Genomic DNA, 19,536 nt, shown 5'->3' with positions numbered 1-19,536 from the left:
GGCAGCCAACGCCCCCTTCCTCACTCTCCTACCCCTGCAGCGCCGGATAGCGCTTGGCCCACACCTCCAGCTGGGCGACATGCTCGGCCTCTTCGGCGGCGAATTCCTCGGCCATCATGCGGACTTCCGAATCGGTGGTGGTCTTCGCCACCTCGGCGTAGAAGGCCTGCCCGCGCTTTTCGCTCTCCAGCGCCAGTTCCAGCGCGTATTCCACCGTCATCAGATAGTGCGAGCCTTCCATCGAGGCCGCTTCCGGGCTGTCGCCGTCCGGCCATTGGAAGTCTTCCGGCTTCAGATCCGGGATTTGGCGGAAGCCCGACCGTTCCCGCGCCTCGGCCAGATGCATGCGCGAGAATTTCGCCATCTGGCCGAAGAAGGCCGCGACCTCCTGGTTGCCATAGGTCTTCATCGTCTCCGACAGGTCGGCGAAGCGGTTGGCGGCGTCCTCCTCCAGCGCGCAGGCGTGGGCGAGGAACAGGGCGGCATCGTGGATATCGGTCATGGATCCCTTTGATGAGCGAATAAACCCGACGACCCCAAAACCATACAGTTTTTGCGGTCATCGGTCGCGCACCCTCGCCCCCTCCCCGCCCCTTGCGACCTTTTGGCGCGCACTGCCCTGCCCGGCGGCCGAAAAGCATTGCCTTTCGCCCCGGTTCGCGGCAGCAGACTCCCCCTCATGAGCAAGCCCGCCTTCCCCGCCCTGCCAATCGATCCCGTCCTTCCCGCCCTGTTGGAGGCGCTGGACCGTCGCGGCACCGCCGTGCTGCAAGCGCCGCCCGGCGCCGGCAAGACCACACGGGTGCCGCTGGCCCTGCTGGAGGCCGGTTGGCTGAAGGGCCGCAAGATCCTGGTGCTGGAGCCGCGGCGCCTCGCCGCCCGCGCTGCCGCCCGCCGGATGGCGTCGATGCTGGGGGAGGCGGTGGGCGAGACCGTCGGCTACCGCGTCCGCCTCGACACCAAGGTCGGCCCGAAGACCCGGATCGAGGTGGTGACCGACGGCCTGTTCCTGCGCCAATTGCAGGAGGACCCGGAGCTTCCCGCCTTCGGCGCTGTCCTGTTCGACGAGTTCCACGAGCGCGGCATCGACAGCGACCTCGCCCTTGCCCTGGTGCAGGAGGCGCGCGGCGCGCTGCGCGACGACCTGCGCCTTGTCGTGATGTCGGCGACGCTGGACGCCGCCCCGGTCGCCACCCTGCTGGCCGACGCCGAGGGCCCGGCCCAGATGGTGACCAGCGAAGGCCGCGCCTACCCCGTCGAGACCCGCCACCTCGACGCTCCCACCCAAGGCACCCGCATCGAGGACGCCGTCGCCACCGCCGTCCGCCGCGCCCTGCGCGAGGAGCCCGGCAACGCCCTGGTCTTCCTGCCCGGCGTCGGCGAGATCCGCCGCGTCCAGTCCCTGCTCGACCAGTCCGACCTCGGCCCCAACACCATCATCGCCCCGCTCTATGGCGACCTGTCGGCCGACGCGCAGGACCGCGCCATCTCCCCCACCCCGCCCGGCCAGCGCAAGATCGTGCTGGCGACCTCCATCGCCGAGACCAGCCTGACCATCGAGGGCATCCGCATCGTGGTGGACAGCGGGCTGATGCGGGTTCCGCGCTTCGACCCGCGCGGCGGCATGACCCGTCTGGCGACGGTGAAGGTCAGCCAGGCCTCTGCCGAGCAGCGCCGTGGCCGCGCCGGCCGTCTGGAGCCCGGCGTCTGTTACCGCCTGTGGCCGGAGGCGACGCACAAGGCGCTGGCCCCCTTCACCACGCCGGAGATCGAGGACGCCGACCTCGCCCCGCTGGCGCTGGAGCTTGCGGTGTGGGGAGTGTCCGACCCCGCCAGCCTGTCCTGGCTCGACCAGCCGCCGGCCGCGGCGATGGCCCAGGCGCGCGAGCTGCTGACCGGCCTCGGCGCGCTCGACCGCAAGGTCGATCAGAAAGACAACAAATCAGGTGCCATCACCCCGCACGGCCGCCGCATGGCCGGCTTCGGCGTGCATCCGCGTCTGGCCCACATGATGCTGGCCGGCAAGGCGATGGGCCAGGGCGCGCTCGCCTGTCTGGTCGCGGCCCTGCTGGGCGAGCGCGACATCGTGCGATCCCAACCGGGCTTCCGCGACGCCGACCTGCGCCTGCGCGTCGACCTGCTGCGCGGCGAGGAGCGCGGCGGCCACGGCGCGGCGCGCGGCCTCAGCGTCGATCGCGGCGGCGCCCAGCAGGCGGTGAAGCAGGCGCGGCAGTGGCGCCGCCAGCTTGGCGTGCGCGACGACGACGCGATGGACTCGAACGCCGTCGGCATTCTCGTGGCGCTCGCCTATCCCGACCGCATCGGCCAGCGCCGCCCCGGCGGCCAGCCCGGCGGGGTTGCGGCGCAGTATCGCCTGTCGGGCGGGCGCGGCGCCTATTTCCAGCAGGCCGAGCCGCTGTCGGCCGAGGAGTGGCTCGCCATCGCCGACCTCGACGGCGCCGCCCGCGAATCGCGCATCTTCCTGGCCGCCCCGGTGACGCTGGCCGATCTGGAGGAGAGCTTCGCTAACGACATCCGCAGCGAGACCATCGTCGCCTGGGACGCGCGCGAGCAGATGGTGCTGGCGCGGCGCCGCCGCATGCTGTTCGCCCTGATCCTGAAGGACGAGAAGCTGGCCAAGCCGCCGGCCGACGCCATGACCGCCGCGATGATCGAGGGCATCCGCACGCTCGGCCCAGCCTGCCTGCCCTGGACCGACGAGCTGCGCAAATGGCGCACCCGCGTGATGTTCCTGCGCATGAAGGAAGGCGACGTCTGGCCCGACCTGTCCGACCCGGCCCTGATGGACGGACTGGAGGAGTGGCTGGCCCCCTTCCTCGACGGCGTGTCGCGCCGCGCCCATCTGGAGCGCATCGACCTGTCGAGCGCCTTGCGCGCCCTGCTGCCCTGGGAGTTGCGGACCCGCCTGGACGCCGAGGCCCCGACCCATGTCGAGGTGCCGAGCGGCTCCCGCATCCCCATCGACTATGACGGCGAGGAGCCGGTTCTGGCGGTGCGCCTGCAGGAGATGTTCGGCCTTGCCGAGACCCCGCGCATCGCCGGCGGCCGGGTTCCGCTTCTGCTGCACCTGCTATCGCCCGCCCGCCGCCCGGTGCAGGTCACCCGCGACCTCGCGAGCTTCTGGGCCAACGCCTACAAGGCGGTGAAGGCGGATTTGAAGGGCCAGTATCCGAAACACTACTGGCCCGACAACCCGCTGGAAGCCGAGCCAACCGCCAGGGCGAAGCCGAGGGGGCGGTGAGATAAGGGCATATTTCTGATGTGCGAGGTTCTCGTTTCCTTGCGTGTTTTCAATAATCTGGCAATTTTCCTCGTCTCCAATATTGATAATGACAGCCGTCTCTCTCCTTGCTGATACGGAAGTGTGATGCGTGCCTCACGCGCCTGTTGGTAGAATTTCATGCTGAGCCAAGCACATTACCGTAGGAACGACCGAAAAGTTGATGCCGCCGAGCGAGTGATGTATACGCTTTCTACGTATAGCATATAGCAGCAGGACACATTATGACAATCGGTCGCATTGCAATCGTTGCTAGTGAATCTGATGTTGAGTTTGTCGAAAAGGTTAGAAACGGACTCACTATGCGGTCCTATGACAGCGAGTCCAATTTAGACATTTACACGGAGACAAAAAAAGAGAAAGTAGATTCACTTTTTTCAGACAAGTTCATTTGTACAATTATTGTCTTAAGTCAAGATTTATTCAATCAAATGCGTCATGACAAATATCTTAGAGATGCTGTTGTTGACGACCTTTACGATGACAATAAGCTTCGCGAAACTCTTCTGATTAAAAATGAAGATAACTTAGAAATTCCTGCAAATATCCGTAGATTTAGTATACTTCCAGTCGCTGGAGATGTCGATTTCTTGGTAGATGCCCTTCACAGGCGATTTAGCGGCTTGAAGTCTGCTTTCCCAGGGCATGGGAATTCTCTAGATGTTCACAAAATGCTTGAAATGTGCTATCCCGCATCTGATATTGTTTCAATTTCTGGCCGGCAAAGAGTTAAGCGTAAGTCTATCGGCTATGAGATATTTAAAATTAAAGAAAGACTCGATGTATTTGCGGATGATAAGTTTTTTGTTGTTTTAGAGATGAGCGCAACACTAGCAAATACCGCCGCTCATATTGCTGAGAATTTTCCCGATATTTTGTCTGAGAAAAATGTTGTCGTCCTTACCGACAGCAGGCGAAGCCCTATCGACAGCGAGCGGCACAGAAACAACGTTTCACGGATTTTTGGAAAGAAAGTATACTTCGTAACAGAATTCGTTAAGAATTATGTAATTAAGAGCATCTTATCCTCTGAGGCACCATCTGTTTTCCCGATTGAATTCTATGTTGATTCCAAGATCAACGGATTCAACATATCTGCACTCGAATTTCTTGATAATTGGTGGTCAGCTAACGACTCTCCCGTCTTGATGTTAGTTGGTGCGGGAGGCATTGGCAAAACCACACTTATTAGACAATTCATTTCCAAATCGTCCTCGGATCATCTTCATATGATTTATCTTGAGTCCGCTGAGGTTCTTTCGTATTTGCACTCTCATCTGTCAGAATACAGTAATATTAATGAACTTTATTCTCTTTATAGCGCAAATCAGAGAGCAATTAATGCACCTCAACTTGGGCGAGAAGCTTTCGAAATAGCAATCGCAACAGGAACTGTCGCGATTATAATCGATGGATTCGATGAGATTTTGACCAACCTTGCTAACATGGTAAATTTTGGCGAATTTATGGACTCAGTCCACAACCTGAATTACGGTAATACTAAGGTTCTAATCACCTGCCGTGATAATGTAGCAGACTTCAGCTATCCAAACGCTGTTTTCGCTGAACTTCTTCCATTCGACCGAAGGAGAGCTGAAGATTTCTTTAATTCAAGATTTCCTCACCAGCCCAAGCTTGTTAAAAAAGCGATTTCCATTGCGGACGAGTATTTTGCGGAAGGGTCTGATTTTAAATATATCCCCTTCGCTCTTGACATAATATGTACTATCTCTACCGATGATTCAGATGAAGAATTTAAGAATCAATTTTTCTCGGATATACTTAGGGAGGACATTAAGTTTGATGTAATCGTGTACAGCGTGTGCAACAGGGAAAGAGTAAAAAATAGATATTCACTAAACGTTGATTTACAAGTTCAGCTATTTTCTAAAATGGCATTGTCATATGGAGACAGCTGCCTTGATGCGCATTTTGAGAGTTTAGTCACAGATGTGACTGGAAATCAGGAAGTTATGAACCTTATTTCACGAGTAGTCCACAATAAGATGATTGCCCACCCTTTCCTGGTTAATCGTAGTGGGAAAATTAGTTTTCGTAATGATACCCTAGCAGAGCAATTTAGCGTTATTGGTTCCTATCTTAGCATAACTGACCAGCGGTCAAGAGACGATGATTTCATTCGCACGTTTTCAAGAAAGGCCAAGCTAGGAACATTTTACTTGCGCACTTTGTCATTTAGGTTCTCGTCATACAGCCTTGATCAAGCACACTATTATCTTTATGAAGTAGTTGACTTTCTCAGGAATTATAAAGGAAACCTTCATCAAAGTACGATCAGACAGGCTCTGAGTGGAATTGTTCATCTACTGATTCAAATGAACTTCGATAGAGGCGGCGCTGATGCTGACCTAAACACTCAGGCGGTAAAAAATGTTTTTCAGGATCCTGCTGACGATATAATCAAAGATTTCGTGCTGTGGGATATATCTTCATCACGTGTGCAGCAGAAAGTGCTATTCAACTTTAGAGGGTTGCATTTCCAAGAAGCAGAAATTGCGCGTTACGAATGGTTTTGGAACTGCCATTTTGATCGAAGGACTCTATTTGATGGAAGCCGACTGATAGATCTACAATCCCGTAGCAAAACAACTTCAGCGACCGCTAACAACTTTTCACAATCCTGTCAGACTGACGCGTCAGTACAGGAAATGGTTACCATCGGGGCTAAAAAGGCCGTTCTAGTTACGCAAAGCATTCATGAGGATATGGTTTGCTTTTTTAAGCTTTTCTTTGACAGGCAAATAATTACGCAAAGAAGTGAACACAATGTTCATGGATATTACAAAGGAGGAATCGATGTAAAATGGATTGTCAAATGCGCTCTGAAAACCGGCCTCTTAGTAAACAAGGGAACTGACAACTCCATCCCAAAAGGAGTTTTAAAGGTCCCTGCAAACGCTGCTAAAGAGGTATACGATTTTGTTTATCAGGGCGTTGCAAGCGCAAGAATAAAGAGCATAGTATCTGAACTAGTAAAGGAGCCGACATAATGTACGATCTTGCCTTGTCATTCGCTGGAGAAGATCGTGATATCGCAGAGAAAATTGCAGTGGAGGTCAGAAATAAAGGGTTTAACGTGTTTTATGATTTTTTTGAGCAGGAAGAACTCTGGGGAGAGGATCTAACCATAGCACTTCCAAAGAGGTATCGAAACGCTCGGTTTTGCGTTGTCCTTGCATCTGATATCTATCTGAAGAAGATGTGGACCAAGTTCGAGCGCCAAGTGATTGTCGAACATTTTCTTAAACTTGGCGCAAGCGGATATGTCCTACCGGTTTTTCTTGGAAATGCTGAGCAGGAGTTGCCTGGAATATCTAAACTGATCGGTTATCGTACATTACGTGACCTCAAAGAACTTCCAGACTTGATAGACGCCATTTGCAGGAAACTGGCGCTCGTCAAGTAAGGTGCATGATGTAATCGGTCGATTCGGGGGGGGCCAACTCCATGACCATGGCCCCCACCCATGCTAACCTCTACTCTCAATCACCCGCGGAGGGCACCGCATGGCCCGACAGTGGCGATCCGCCACCTCCGCACATTCCGCCGAAACCGCCCCTTGGCTCCGAGTGTCACCTTGCGCCCGAACTTCACGTGCCGGATGGAACAGTGAACAGTCCCCCGATATCTGTTCCACGCTGTTCCACCCACCCAACCCCGCCCCCAAAACGAAACGGCCCCCTTCCCTTGCGGGAAGAGGGCCGTCGTCATTTCAGCTATCCGAAGCGGCTCAGTCGCGCTTGACCGTGTCGCTGTTCAGCGCGGCCTGGGCGGCGGCGAGGCGGGCGATCGGCACGCGGTAGGGCGAGCAGGAGACATAGGTCAGCCCGACCTTCTCGCAGAAGGAGATCGAGGCCGGGTCGCCGCCATGCTCGCCGCAGATGCCCAGCTTGATGTCCGGACGGACCTTGCGGCCACGCTCGGTGGCGATCTCCACCAGTTCGCCGACGCCGGTGACGTCCAGCGACTGGAACGGGTCCTGCTCCAGGATGCCCTGGCGCTGGTACTCCGGCAGGAAGCTGCCGGCGTCGTCGCGCGACAGACCCAGCGTGGTCTGGGTCAGATCGTTGGTGCCGTAGCTGAAGAACTCGGCCGACTCGGCGATCTCGCCGGCCTTCAGGGCCGCGCGCGGGATCTCGATCATCGTGCCGGTCAGATACTCCACCGTCACGCCGGTCTCGGCCTTCACCTGCTCGGCGGCGCGGTCGATCACCGCCTTGAGGATGTCGAACTCCTTCTTCGTGATGATCAGCGGGATCATCACTTCGGGAATGACGGCCTCGCCGGTGGTCTTGGCGACCTCGGCGGCGGCGGCGAAGATGGCGCGGGCCTGCATCTCGTAGATCTCGGGGTACGAGATGCCCAGACGGCAGCCGCGATGGCCCAGCATCGGGTTCGCTTCATGCAGCTGGATGGTGCGGTGGCGAACCCGCAGCGGATCGGTGCCGGTGGCCTGGGCGACCTCCGCCATGTCCTCGTCGGTGTTGGGCAGGAACTCGTGCAGCGGCGGGTCGAGCAGGCGGATCGTCACCGGCAGGCCGGCCATGATCGTGAACAGCTCGACGAAGTCCTTCTTCTGGAAGGGCTCCAGCTTGGCGAGCGCCTTGCGGCGGCCGGCCTCGTCCTCCGCCAGGATCATCTCGCGGACGGCCAGGATGCGCTCCGGGTCGAAGAACATGTGCTCGGTGCGCGACAGGCCGATGCCCTCGGCGCCGAACTTCCGCGCGGTGCGGGCGTCCAGCGGGGTTTCGGCGTTGGCGCGGACCTTCATCCGGCGGATGCCGTCGGCCCAGCCCATCAGGGTGGCGAAGTCGCCCGACAGTTCCGGCTGGATCGTCGGCACCTCGCCCAGCATCACCTCGCCGGTGGAGCCGTCGATGGTCAGGATGTCGCCTTCCTTCACGGTGACACCGCGGACGGCCATCTGCTTGGTCTTGTAGTCGATGCGCAGGTCGCCGGCGCCCGACACGCAGGCACGGCCCATGCCGCGGGCAACCACCGCCGCGTGGCTGGTCATGCCGCCACGGCTGGTCAGGATGCCGCGGGCGGCGTGCATGCCGTGGATGTCCTCGGGCGAGGTCTCGATGCGGCAGAGGATCACCGACTCGCCCTTGCCGGCCATCTGCTCGGCCTCGTCGGCGGTGAACACCACCTTGCCGGATGCGGCGCCGGGGGAGGCCGGCAGGCCCTTGGCGATCACCTTGCGGTCGGCCTTGGGGTCCAGCGTCGGGTGCAGCAGCTGGTCGAGCGAGGCCGGATCGATGCGGCGGACCGCCTCGTTCTGGTCGATGACGCCTTCGTTCGCCAGATCCACCGCGATCTTCAGCGCCGCCGGGGCGGTACGCTTGCCGTTGCGGGTCTGCAGCATGAACAGCTTGTTCTGCTGGACCGTGAACTCGATGTCCTGCATGTCGCGGTAGTGCTTTTCCAGCTTGAGGCGGACCTCGTTCAGCTGGTTGAACACCTCCGGCATCACCTCCTCCATGGCGGGGAGGTCGGACTTGTTGGCGATCTTGCCGGCGATGGTCAGGTGCTGCGGCGTGCGGATGCCGGCGACGACGTCCTCACCCTGCGCATTGACCAGATACTCGCCGTAGAAGGCGTTCTCGCCAGTCGACGGGTTGCGGGTGAAGGCCACGCCGGTGGCGCAGTCGTTGCCCATGTTGCCGAAGACCATGCACTGCACGTTGACCGCGGTGCCCCAATCGGCCGGGATGTCGTGCAGCTTGCGGTAGGTGATGGCGCGGGCGTTCATCCAGGAGCCGAAGACGGCGCCGATGGCGCCCCACAGCTGCTCCTGCACATCCTGCGGGAAGGGCCGGCCCAGCTCGCGCTCGACCGCCTTCTTGTAGTCCTCGATCACCGCCTGCCAATCCTCGGCCGACAGGTCGGTGTCGAGGTTGTAGGACTTGTCGCGCTTGTGGTTGTCGAGGATGTCCTCGAAATGGTGATGCTCAACGTCGAGCACGACGTTGGAATACATCTGGATGAAGCGGCGATAGCTGTCGTAGGCGAAGCGGCCGTCGCCCGACCGCTTGGCGAGACCGGCGGCGGTCGCGTCGTTCAGGCCCAGGTTCAGGACGGTGTCCATCATGCCGGGCATCGACGCGCGGGCGCCGGAACGGACCGACACCAGCAGAGGGTTGGCCGGGTCGCCGAACTTGGCGTCCATCGCCGTTTCCAGCCGCTCGACCGCGGCCTTGACCTGCGTCGTCAGCTCCGGCGGATAGGAGCGGCCGTTGGCGTAGAAATAGGTGCACAGCTCGGTGGTGATCGTGAAGCCCGGCGGAACGGGCAGGCCAAGATTGGCCATCTCGGCCAGATTGGCGCCCTTGCCGCCCAGCAGGTTCTTCATATCGGCCCGTCCTTCGGTGGCACCGGCCCCGAAGCTGTAGACCCACTTGGATTCACCCTGGCTCGCCATCGCGGAATTCCTCTCGCCCCATGGTCGTCCGGCGTGCGGGTGCTCCCCTTGTGCTCCACGGGCGGTCCGCCGGGCGGGTCTGATCCGCTCAGCGGGACACCGTGGTCAGTTTGCTTGACCGCACATGCCGCTGAGTGGACCTTCTATCGCCCCAAACGTTGGGACACAAGACAGTCGCGTGGTCTAGAACGGGATGACCTGCGCTTCGCCGGCAAAGGAGCGTTGCGACTATATCGTATTGGACGGATCCCCTTTACTCCGGCGGATCCGCATAAGCACCGATTCGAATGGTGAATTGCGGCCGAAGTACCCCGCAAATCCAAAGAAAAACGGGATCATTTCCGCCGCAAATGTTTCAGATGCTGAAGCAGGCGTCGGCCGGACACTCCACCCAGTGCTTGCCCTCCCCGGCCAACCAGTCCGCCAGCGCCGCAGCCGGCATCGGCCGGGCGAAGCGGTATCCCTGGCCGATGGCGCAGCCTTCCGCCTCCAGCATGCGGTGCTGGGCCTCGCGCTCCACCCCTTCGGCCACGACGGTCAGGCCCAGCGCCTCGCCGATCTGGATGATGGCGCGCACCAGCGGCCGGTTGGCGGCGTCGATGTCCAGCTCCTTGACGAAGCTGCGGTCGATCTTCAGCTCGCCGACGGGGAAGCGCTTCAGGTAGCTCAAGGAGGAATAGCCAGTGCCGAAATCATCGATCGACAGGGTGACGCCCAGCGCATGCAGGGCATCCAGCGCGTCATGGGCCCCGACCTCCTCCGTCATCATCAGCCGTTCGGTGATCTCAAGCGTCAGGTCGCCCGCCGGGATGCCGTTGGCGGCGAGCACGGTGCGGACCTGGTCCGGCAGGTCGCCGCGGGCGAAGCGGACGGCCGAGACATTGACCGCCAGCCCCGGCACCGGCACCCCGGCTGCGCGCCAGCGGCCGAGCTGGGCGACCGAGGTCTCCAGCACCCAGCTGTCCAGCCGGTCGATCAGCCCGCATTCCTCGGCCAGCGGCACGAACTCCATCGGCGAAACCGCTCCCCAGCGCGGGTGGGTCCAGCGGATCAGCGCCTCCACCCGGTGCAGACAATGCGGCTTCAGCCGGACCTGTGGCTGGTAATGCAGTTCGAACGGCGCCTCGCCCCCCGCATCTGCCCGTGGGCCATTCTCCTGCCGGTCCAACGCCTCGCGCAGCGCGGCCTCCATCTCCAGCCGGCGCACCGCCTGTTCGTTCATGTCGCGGCGGAAGAAATGGCAGCGGTTGCGGCCGGCCTGCTTGGCCCGGTACATCGCCGCGTCGGCCTGGCGCAGCAGCGTGTCGAAATCCATGCCGTCGTCGGGATGCACGGCGATGCCGATGCTGGCGGTCGGGGTCAGCGTCAGGTCGGCCACCGTCAGCGGCACCGACAGACTGGCGAGCACCCGCTCCGCCAGCAGCGCGGCATGGGCGGCGTCGCAGCCCGGCAGCAATGCCACGAACTCGTCCCCGCCCAGCCGGGCCAGCGTGTCGCCTTCGATGAACAGGCGCCGCAGCCGGTTCGCCACCTCCACCAGCAGCTGGTCGCCGACCGCATGGCCCAGCGAATCGTTGATGGTCTTGAAGCGGTCGACGTCCAGGAACATCAGCGTCACCGGCTGGCGCGTGCGTCCGGCCAGCGCCAGTGCCGCGGTGGCACGGTCGGCCAGAAGCTGGCGGTTGGGCAGCCCGGTCAGCGTGTCGAAATAGGCCAGCCGGTTGATCTCCGCCCGCGCCCGGTCATGCTCGATGGCCAGCGCGCACAAATGCACGCAGGCCTCCACCAGCCGCCGGTGGAAGGGGGCGGCGGGACGCGGCTCGCGGTAATAGAGCGCGAAGCTGCCCAGCATCCGGGCATTGCGCCCCTTGATCGGGTTGGACCAGCAGGCGGCCAGCCCATGCGACAGCGGGACGTCGCGGTAAGCCGCCCAACGCGGATCGCCGGCGATGTCGGTGGACATCACCGCCTCGCCCCGGCTCATCGCGCTGCCGCAGCAGCCGACATCCGGCCCGATGGCCAGCCCGTCGATGGCAGCGGCATAGGCGCCGGGCAGCGACGGGGCGGCGGCCACCCGCATGCGGTTCTCGTCGTCGCGCAGCATCACCGAACAGGTGACCTCCGGCGCGCAGGCCTCCACCTGCCGGCACAGGAAATCCAGAACCTGCTTCAGCGACCGGCCGGCGGCCACCAGTTCCAGCACGTCCTGCTGCAGGCGGGCCACCGCTTCCGCCCGCTCGCGCTCGTCGAAACAGCGCATCTCGCACAAAAGCAGGGCGTCCGCACCGTCGGCCAGATGCTGCCAGTGCAGATCGACCGGAACCGGGTCGCGGCGCGGTACGCAGAGCGTGCCGTTGCCGGGCGGCTGATGCTCGCCCTGCGCCCAGTCCCACACCGTCCGCCAATCGCGTCCGCCGATGTCGAGCAGGGCAGGCAGCGACCGGCCGATCATGCCGTCGAGCGGACAGCCGGCAAGGCGGGCGAAAGCCGGATTGGCGCCGACGATGGTTCCGTCGGGCGCGGTCCAAACCAGCGCGGCGCTCCATTGCGCAGCGGTCACCCGCAAAAGGCGATCGGACGGCAGACGGTCGTCCAGCGCGGCCCCGGCCGAATCCATGACCCCTGATCCCCCCGGACATCCTTCGGGGAACGCCGCGCCGGCGCTCCCGGGAGAATCAGCTAACATGAACACACGCTGCGCGGTCAAGCGCTCGTCGCATTCGGACCCTGCTGGTACAACCACCCGAGACCGGTTCCAAACAGCGGACCTCGGATCCCTTGGTGCGCAAGCAAAAGGGAGGAAGCGGTCTCCCGCTCCCTCCCTCTTCTTTCGTCACCCCAAAGCGCCCGGACCGGACACCCTGCGGGGAAGGCTCAGCTGCAGCCCGTGGTCGACCCGCAGCTGTCGCACTTCAGGCAGGTGCCGTTGCGGACCAGGGTCATGTTGCCGCACTCGCCGCAGGGATCACCCTCGTAACCGCGGGCGCGGGCCTCGCGGATGCGGTCGAAGCGCTGCTCGCTGGTGCTGCCGCCATAGGCCGTGCCGGTGGCCGCGGTCGAGGCGACATGGCCCTGGGCGGTGGCGGCGGCGACCGCCGGGCTGGCCGACATGGCGGCCTGGACCGACGCCTGGGTGCCGGCCGACGCGGTGGCGCTGACGGCAGCCGTGTCGGTGCCGGTGGCGGCGAAGGCCGCCGCGGCGCTGGCTCGCTGGGTCTGCCCGCCATGCAGGACGCGCAGGTTGTTGCGGACATAGCCGGTCGACGCGATGCGGCGGACGATGTCGGACGGCTGCACCTGGGTGTCCGGCAGGTCGCCCTGCTTGTCGCCGCTGCCCACCGTGAAGGGCACCAGATCCTCCGGCGTGGCGTGCGCCAGATCGGTGCGGTTCAGGTAGGAGATGGCGATCTCGCGGAAGATGTAGTCGATGACCGAGGTCGCCATCTTGATGGTGTCGTTGCCGGTCACCATGCCCGACGGCTCGAAGCGCGTGAAGGTGAAGGCCTCCACGAACTCCTCCAGCGGCACACCGTATTGCAGGCCGATCGACACCGCGATGGCGAAGTTGTTCATCAGCGACCGGAAGGCGGCGCCTTCCTTGTGCATGTCGATGAAGATCTCGCCCAGGCGACCGTCCTCATACTCGCCGGTGCGCAGGTACACCTTGTGGCCGCCGACATTGGCCTTCTGGGTGTAGCCCTTGCGGCGGTGCGGCAGACGCTCGCGCGAGCTGCTCTTCCGCTCCACCACCCGCTCGATCACCTTCTCGACGATGCGCTCGGTGACCATCTGGGCGCGGACCGCGGCCGGCGCCTCGATCATCGCCTCGACCGCCTCGCCATCCTCCTCGTCGTCGAGCAGGGCGGCCTGCAGCGGCTGGCTCAGCTTGGAGCCGTCGCGATACAGCGCGTTGGCCTTCAGGCCCAGGCGCCAGGACATCAGGTAGGCGTCCTTGCACTCGTCGACCGTCGCCGTGTTCGGCATGTTGATGGTCTTGGAGATGGCGCCGGAGATGAAGGGCTGCGCCGCCGCCATCATCGTGATGTGCGATTCCCAGGACAGGAAGCGCTTGCCGATGCGGCCGCAGGGGTTGGCGCAGTCGAACACCGACAGGTGCTCTTCCTTGAGGAAGGGCGCGCCTTCCAGCGTCATGGCGCCGCAGCAGAAGGTGTTGGCCTGCTCGATCTGCGCCTTGGTGAAGCCGATGTGGCTCAGCAGGTCGAAGCCCGGGGCGTCCAGCGTCTCGACCGGAATGCCCAGAGTCTGGGTGCAGAAATCGGCGCCGATGGTCCAGCGGTTGAAGACGAACTTGATGTCGAAGGCGGTGGCGAGGTTGCCCTCCAGCCGCTCCAGCAGCTCGTCGGTGAAGCCCTTGGCCTTCAGCGACTCGTGGTTCACGCCCGGCGCGGTCTTCAGCGTGCCGTGGCCGACCGCATAGAGCGCGATCTCCTCGATCTGGTCCGGGGTGTAGCCGAGCGTCTTCAGCGCCTCCGGCACCAGTCGGTTGACGATCTTGAAATAGCCGCCGCCGGCCAGCTTCTTGAACTTCACCAGGGCGAAGTCGGGCTCGATGCCGGTGGTGTCGCAGTCCATCACCAGGCCGATGGTGCCGGTCGGGGCGACCACGGTGGCCTGGGCGTTGCGGTAGCCGTGGGCCTCGCCCAGTTCCAGCGCCTCATCCCACACCCGGACGGCGGCGAGCGCCAGTTCCTGGTCCGGACAGAGGTCGGCGACGAAGGGCACCGGCTCGACCGCCAGACCCTCATAGCCGTTCATCTCGCCGTTGGCGGCGCGCCGATGGTTGCGGATGACCCGCAGCATGTGGTCCCGGTTGGCCTCGAAGCCGGGGAAAGTACCCAGCTCCTGCGCCATCTCGGCCGAGGTGGCATAGGCGACGCCGGTCATGACGGCGGAGATGCCGGCGCAATAGGCGCGGCCCTCGTCCGAGTCGTAGGACAGGCCGGACGCCATCAGCAGGCCGCCGAGGTTGGCGAAGCCCAGGCCCAGCGTGCGGAACTCGTAGGAGAGCTGGGCGATTTCCTTCGACGGGAACTGCGCCATCAGCACGGAGATTTCCAGCACGATGGTCCACAGCCGGCAGGCATGCTCGAACGCCTCGACGTCGAAGGAACCGTCCTTCAGACGGAACGACATCAGGTTCAGCGACGCCAGGTTGCAGGCGGTGTCGTCGAGGAACATGTACTCCGAGCACGGGTTCGAGGCGTTGATGCGCCCCGAAGCCGGGCAGGTGTGCCACTCGTTGATGGTGCTGTCGAACTGCACGCCCGGATCGGCGCAGGCCCAGGCGGCGTAGCCGACCTTGTCCCACAGGTCGCGGGCACGGACGGTCTTCACCACCTTGCCGTTGGTGCGGCCGATCAGGTTCCAATCGGCATCGTCCAGCACCGCCTGCACGAACTCGTTGGAGATGCGCACGGAGTTGTTGGAGTTCTGGCCGGAGACCGTCAGGTAGGCTTCGGAATCCCAGTCGGTGTTGTAGGTCTTGAACTCGATGGAGGTGAAGCCCTGGCCGGCGAACTGGATCACGCGCTGGATGTAGTTCTCCGACACCTGATCCTTGCGGGCGGCGAGGATCGCCTTCTTGAGCTCCTTGTTCTCCTTCGGGTCCAGGCCCGACTGGGCGGCGGCCATCACCGTCGTCAGGTGCTTCTGGCAGATCTTGGAGCCGGTCACGAGCGCCGCGACCTTCTGCTCCTCGTTCACCTTCCAGTCGATGTAGCCTTCGATGTCCGGGTGGTCCATGTCCACCGTGACCATCTTGGCCGCACGCCGCGTGGTGCCGCCCGACTTGATGGCGCCCGCCGCGCGGTCGCCGATCTTCAGGAAGCTCATCAGGCCCGACGACTTGCCGCCGCCGGCCAGCTTCTCGCCCTCGCCGCGCAGGCGGGAGAAGTTGGAGCCGGTGCCGGAGCCATACTTGAACAGGCGGGCCTCACGCACCCACAGGTCCATGATGCCGCCCTCGTTCACCAGGTCGTCGGCGACGGACTGGATGAAGCAGGCGTGCGGCTGCGGATGCTCGTAGGCCGAGGCGGAGGAGGTCAGCAGGCCGGTCTTGAAATCGACGTAGAAGTGGCCCTGGCTCGGGCCGTCGATGCCGTAGGCCCAGTGCAGGCCGGTGTTGAACCACTGCGGGCTGTTCGGGGCCGCCATCTGGGCGGCCAGCATGAAGCGCATCTCGTCGAAGAAGGTGCGGGCGTCGGCTTCGGTGTCGAAATAGCCGCCCTTCCAGCCCCAATAGGTCCAGGTGCCGGCCAGACGGTCGAAGACCTGCTTGGCCGAATGCTCACCGACGAAACGCTTCTCCTTCGGCAGGGCGGCCAGCTTCTCCTGGTCGGCTTCCTTGCGCCACAGCCAGGACGGAACGGTGTTCTCCTCCACGGCGCGGAGCGCGGCGGGAACGCCGGCCTTGCGGAAATACTTCTGGGCCAGGATGTCGCTGGCGACCTGCGAGAAGTTGTCCGGCACCTCGATACCGGTCTGCTGGAAGACGATCGTTCCATCCGGGTTGCGGATCTCGCTGGTCGCCTGGCGGAAGCCGAGGCTGGCGTAGGCGTCCTGACCTTCGTGCGTGAAACGACGCTCGATCCGCATGATGAGACTGTCCCCTGCTTGGAGCCCGCCGCGGCGGACTCGAATGGAAATGTGGTGCGACCCGTCCTGATCGGAGCGGCCGGCGGTCCTGTCCGCCGTCCGGCCCGGCAATGCAGATGGCGCCGTACAAACAGGGGGCCGATGCCCGACTGTCCGCCGTCGCCGCTGTGTTGCCGGGACCGGGGCCGCCGCTCGGGGCCGGCCGGGTCACGTGGGCGGCATCCTATCCAGCGCGACCGGGGCAAGCAAGCCCCACTCTGCTAGATATTGTGGTTGACATCACCGAACCCCTCAAAACCTTGATCTCGTGGTGTTCAACCCGTGACCGGGGATCCTGTTCCCGCCTGCCAAGAAATTTTTTAAGGCGGTGGTGGTGGGCCGCATCGCGACCGCGAGGCACAAACTGTAGGCACTCGAATCACCGTCCATGCTGGACCGAACGGCGCCACCCCCTGATTAGAGCGCAAAACACAGCCGTTCGCCAGTGCTTCGTTGCTGCGGAAATCAACATATTGTTGCCTGTGGCCCATTGCACCCACCACCGATTCGCTGTGTCGCGACTCGAGGCAAACCGGCGGAATCCCTGGGGCGACTCGAAAAGCCGGCCATTCCCGACGCCGAGTCGCCGCTATCGGTCCGGAACCAAGACACGGAAGAGGGGCAGAGGCAGCCACCCCGCAACTATTTCCTGCACGCCCGGTTGAAGGCCGTGGAGCCAAGGTGACTCCATCGTGGGTTGGGGGAGGAGAGGCACCCATGCGGAAGATCACGCACAAGATGTGGTTGGGGCGGACCACGCTGACGCTATCTGCGCTGACACTGCTGGCCGGGATGGCGGCTCCGCCGCAGGCCGCCGCACAGACCATGATCATCAACGGCTCGACTCCGGTCGTCGGCGCCGCGGTGGAGCGCAAGACCGGTCCCAGCGTCGACCAGTTGATGAACCGCAACGTCGTCGGCGCGGACGGGTCGAAGATCGGCACCGTCACCGACGTGATCCTCGACGACAAGGGCGAGGCCCAATACATCGTCATCCATTCCGGCGGCATCCTGGGCTTCGGCGGCAAGGACATCGCGGCCGACCTGACCCTGGCCGACATCCGTACCGGGACCGAGGCGATCCAACTGCGCGACGTGACCGCCGCCAGCGTCCGCGACATGCCCGAATTCCGCTACGACGACAGCATCACGTCCCTGACCCGCAGCCCGGAACCGCGGCGGTAGCAACCGGACCGACCAACGAAAAAGGCCGCGCCCCAAGCGGGACGCGGCCTTTCTCTTACCCTTCCGGGAGATCGCTAAGCCCCCTCCCCTCCTCTCGGCGGACCGAAGGTCCGTCCGATGCCGAAGGGGAGAACGGCGTCAGGCGATCACTCGTCGTTCTGCTGCTTGCGCTTCAGAGCGGCGCCCAGGATGTCGCCCAGCGAGGCGCCCGAGTCGGACGAACCGAACTCGGCCATCGCCTGCTTCTCTTCCTCCATCTCGCGGGCCTTGATGGACAGCGAGATGCGGCGGGAAGCGCGGTCGATCTGGGTGACCTTGGCGTCGACCTTCTCGCCGACGGCGAAACGGTCCGGGCGCTGTTCGGAACGCTCGCGGGACAGGTCCGACTTGCGGATGAAGCCGGTGTAGCCCTCGCCGACGGCCACTTCGATGCCGCCGTCCGTCACCTGCGTCACGGTGCAGGTCACGACCTCGTTCTTCTTCAGACCGGCAGTGGCGGCTTCGAACGGGTCGTTCGCCAGCTGCTTGATGCCCAGGCTGATGCGCTCCTTCTCGACGTCGACGTCGAGAACCTTGACCTTGACGCGGTCGCCCTTCTTGTACTCGGCGATCGCCTCTTCACCCGACTTGTTCCAGTCGAGATCGGACATGTGGACCATGCCGTCGATGTCGCCCGGCAGGCCGACGAACAGACCGAACTCGGTGATGTTCTTGACTTCGCCTTCCAGCTCGGTGCCCGGACCGAACTTGTCGGTGAAGGTCTCCCACGGGTTGTCCAGGCACTGCTTCAGGCCGAGGCTGATGCGGCGCTTCTGCGGATCGACGTCCAGGACCATGACCTCGACTTCCTGCGAAGTCGACACGATCTTGCCCGGATGGACGTTCTTCTTGGTCCAGGACATTTCCGAGACGTGGACCAGGCCCTCGATCCCCGGCTCCAGCTCCACGAAGGCGCCGTAGTCGGTGATGTTGGTGACGCGGCCCTTGAACTTGGCGCTGACCGGGTACTTGGCTTCGACGCCTTCCCACGGATCGGCTTCCAGCTGCTTCATGCCGAGGCTGATGCGCTGGGTCTCCGGGTTGAAGCGGATGACCTGGACCGTGACGGTCTGGCCGATCTGCAGGGCTTCCGACGGATGGTTGATGCGGCGCCACGCGATGTCGGTGACGTGCAGCAGGCCATCGACGCCGCCCAGGTCAACGAACGCACCGTAGTCGGTGATGTTCTTGACGACGCCCTGGAGGATCTGGCCTTCCTTGAGGTTGGCCACCAGCTCCGAACGGGCCTCGGCGCGGCTCTCTTCGAGCACGGCGCGACGCGACACGACGATGTTGCCGCGCGAGCGGTCCATCTTCAGGATCTGGAACGGCTGCGGGGTGCCCAGCAGCGGGGAGATGTCGCGGACCGGACGGATGTCGACCTGGCTGCCCGGCAGGAAGGCCACGGCGCCCGACAGGTCGACCGTGAAGCCGCCCTTGACGCGGCCGAAGATGACGCCGGTGACGCGGGTCTGGTCGTTGAACGACTTCTCCAGCAGGGCCCAGGCCTCTTCGCGCTTCGCCTTCTCACGGCTCAGCATCGCTTCGCCGTTCTTGTCTTCCATCCGCTCGAGGTAGACCTCGACGGTGTCGCCCGCCTTCAGCTCGGGCGGCTGGCCGGCAACGGCGAATTCCTTCAGCGCGACGCGGCCTTCCGACTTCAGACCGACGTCGATGGTGACCATGTCGTTCTCGACGGCGACGACGCGTCCCTTGACGACCGTACCTTCGAGCGACTCGGCCGCGCCCAGCGACTCTTCCAACAGAGACGCGAAGCTTTCCTTTTCGACCGTGCGGGCCAGTGACTGTGCCATTGAAACTCCTAAAGGTGGCGCGAAAGCAGCCCCGTTCCGGTCCCTCCCGCGGCAAAACGGGTGGGACCTCGACCGAACCGCCGCGCCGGGCACCACGC

The 19,536-nt window shown here is 63.1% G+C and carries 9 protein-coding genes; 4 read left to right on the top strand and 5 right to left on the bottom strand.

Annotated features, from left to right (window positions below; translation table 11 throughout):
- Positions 1-28 precede the first annotated feature (28 nt).
- Positions 29-502, bottom strand: a complete 474-nt coding sequence (locus J2Y49_RS23375; protein WP_310117386.1) for a ferritin family protein — start codon at positions 500-502, stop codon at positions 29-31.
- 177 nt (positions 503-679) lie between these two features.
- On the opposite strand from J2Y49_RS23375, the gene hrpB reads away from it, so the two are divergent.
- From hrpB to J2Y49_RS23360, 3 genes are all read left to right on the top strand, one after another.
- Complete coding sequence (gene hrpB, locus J2Y49_RS23370; RefSeq protein WP_310117385.1) at positions 680-3,262, top strand: ATP-dependent helicase HrpB; 2,583 nt, start codon at positions 680-682, stop codon at positions 3,260-3,262.
- A gap of 263 nt (positions 3,263-3,525) precedes the next feature.
- Positions 3,526-6,312, top strand: coding sequence for an ATP-binding protein (locus J2Y49_RS23365; protein ID WP_310117384.1), 2,787 nt, complete (start codon positions 3,526-3,528; stop codon positions 6,310-6,312).
- On the top strand, positions 6,312-6,728 hold the full coding sequence (locus tag J2Y49_RS23360; RefSeq protein ID WP_310117383.1) for a TIR domain-containing protein: 417 nt from the start codon (positions 6,312-6,314) through the stop codon (positions 6,726-6,728). Before J2Y49_RS23365 ends, J2Y49_RS23360 begins: the two co-directional genes overlap by 1 nt.
- A 324-nt stretch (positions 6,729-7,052) precedes the next feature.
- On the opposite strand, the gene ppdK is transcribed toward J2Y49_RS23360, so the two are convergent.
- The 3 genes from ppdK to J2Y49_RS23345 form a co-directional block, all read right to left on the bottom strand.
- Positions 7,053-9,746, bottom strand: a complete 2,694-nt coding sequence (ppdK, locus tag J2Y49_RS23355; protein ID WP_310117382.1) for a pyruvate, phosphate dikinase — start codon at positions 9,744-9,746, stop codon at positions 7,053-7,055.
- Between the two features lie 355 nt (positions 9,747-10,101).
- Entirely contained in the window at positions 10,102-12,363 is a 2,262-nt protein-coding gene (locus J2Y49_RS23350; RefSeq protein ID WP_310117381.1) for an EAL domain-containing protein, read from the bottom strand.
- A 257-nt stretch (positions 12,364-12,620) separates the two neighbouring features.
- On the bottom strand, positions 12,621-16,361 hold the full coding sequence (locus J2Y49_RS23345) for a vitamin B12-dependent ribonucleotide reductase (RefSeq protein ID WP_310117380.1): 3,741 nt from the start codon (positions 16,359-16,361) through the stop codon (positions 12,621-12,623).
- A gap of 756 nt (positions 16,362-17,117) precedes the next feature.
- Here J2Y49_RS23345 and J2Y49_RS23340 point away from each other — a divergent pair.
- Positions 17,118-17,585, top strand: coding sequence for a PRC-barrel domain-containing protein (locus J2Y49_RS23340; RefSeq protein ID WP_310117378.1), 468 nt, complete (start codon positions 17,118-17,120; stop codon positions 17,583-17,585).
- 146 nt (positions 17,586-17,731) lie between these two features.
- Here J2Y49_RS23340 and rpsA read toward each other — a convergent pair whose 3' ends face one another.
- Positions 17,732-19,438, bottom strand: a complete 1,707-nt coding sequence (rpsA, locus tag J2Y49_RS23335) for a 30S ribosomal protein S1 (protein WP_014246655.1) — start codon at positions 19,436-19,438, stop codon at positions 17,732-17,734.
- Positions 19,439-19,536: the final 98 nt, after the last annotated feature.

This window comes from Azospirillum sp. BE72, assembly GCF_031455875.1.
GTDB lineage: Bacteria > Pseudomonadota > Alphaproteobacteria > Azospirillales > Azospirillaceae > Azospirillum.
The sequence above is the reverse complement of the archived record's forward strand: the minus strand, read 5'-3'. Positions and strand labels throughout refer to the sequence as shown.

Excerpts from the sequence above, each read along its gene's own strand:
- J2Y49_RS23375 (WP_310117386.1), bottom strand. The coding sequence starts at position 502 with ATGACCGATATCCACGATGCCGCCCTGTTCCTCGCCCACGCCTGCGCG.
- hrpB (WP_310117385.1), top strand. The coding sequence starts at position 680 with ATGAGCAAGCCCGCCTTCCCCGCCCTGCCAATCGATCCCGTCCTTCCC.
- J2Y49_RS23365 (WP_310117384.1), top strand. The coding sequence starts at position 3,526 with ATGACAATCGGTCGCATTGCAATCGTTGCTAGTGAATCTGATGTTGAG.
- J2Y49_RS23360 (WP_310117383.1), top strand. The coding sequence starts at position 6,312 with ATGTACGATCTTGCCTTGTCATTCGCTGGAGAAGATCGTGATATCGCA.
- ppdK (WP_310117382.1), bottom strand. The coding sequence starts at position 9,746 with ATGGCGAGCCAGGGTGAATCCAAGTGGGTCTACAGCTTCGGGGCCGGT.
- J2Y49_RS23350 (WP_310117381.1), bottom strand. The coding sequence starts at position 12,363 with ATGGATTCGGCCGGGGCCGCGCTGGACGACCGTCTGCCGTCCGATCGC.
- J2Y49_RS23345 (WP_310117380.1), bottom strand. The coding sequence starts at position 16,361 with ATGCGGATCGAGCGTCGTTTCACGCACGAAGGTCAGGACGCCTACGCC.
- J2Y49_RS23340 (WP_310117378.1), top strand. The coding sequence starts at position 17,118 with ATGCGGAAGATCACGCACAAGATGTGGTTGGGGCGGACCACGCTGACG.
- rpsA (WP_014246655.1), bottom strand. The coding sequence starts at position 19,438 with ATGGCACAGTCACTGGCCCGCACGGTCGAAAAGGAAAGCTTCGCGTCT.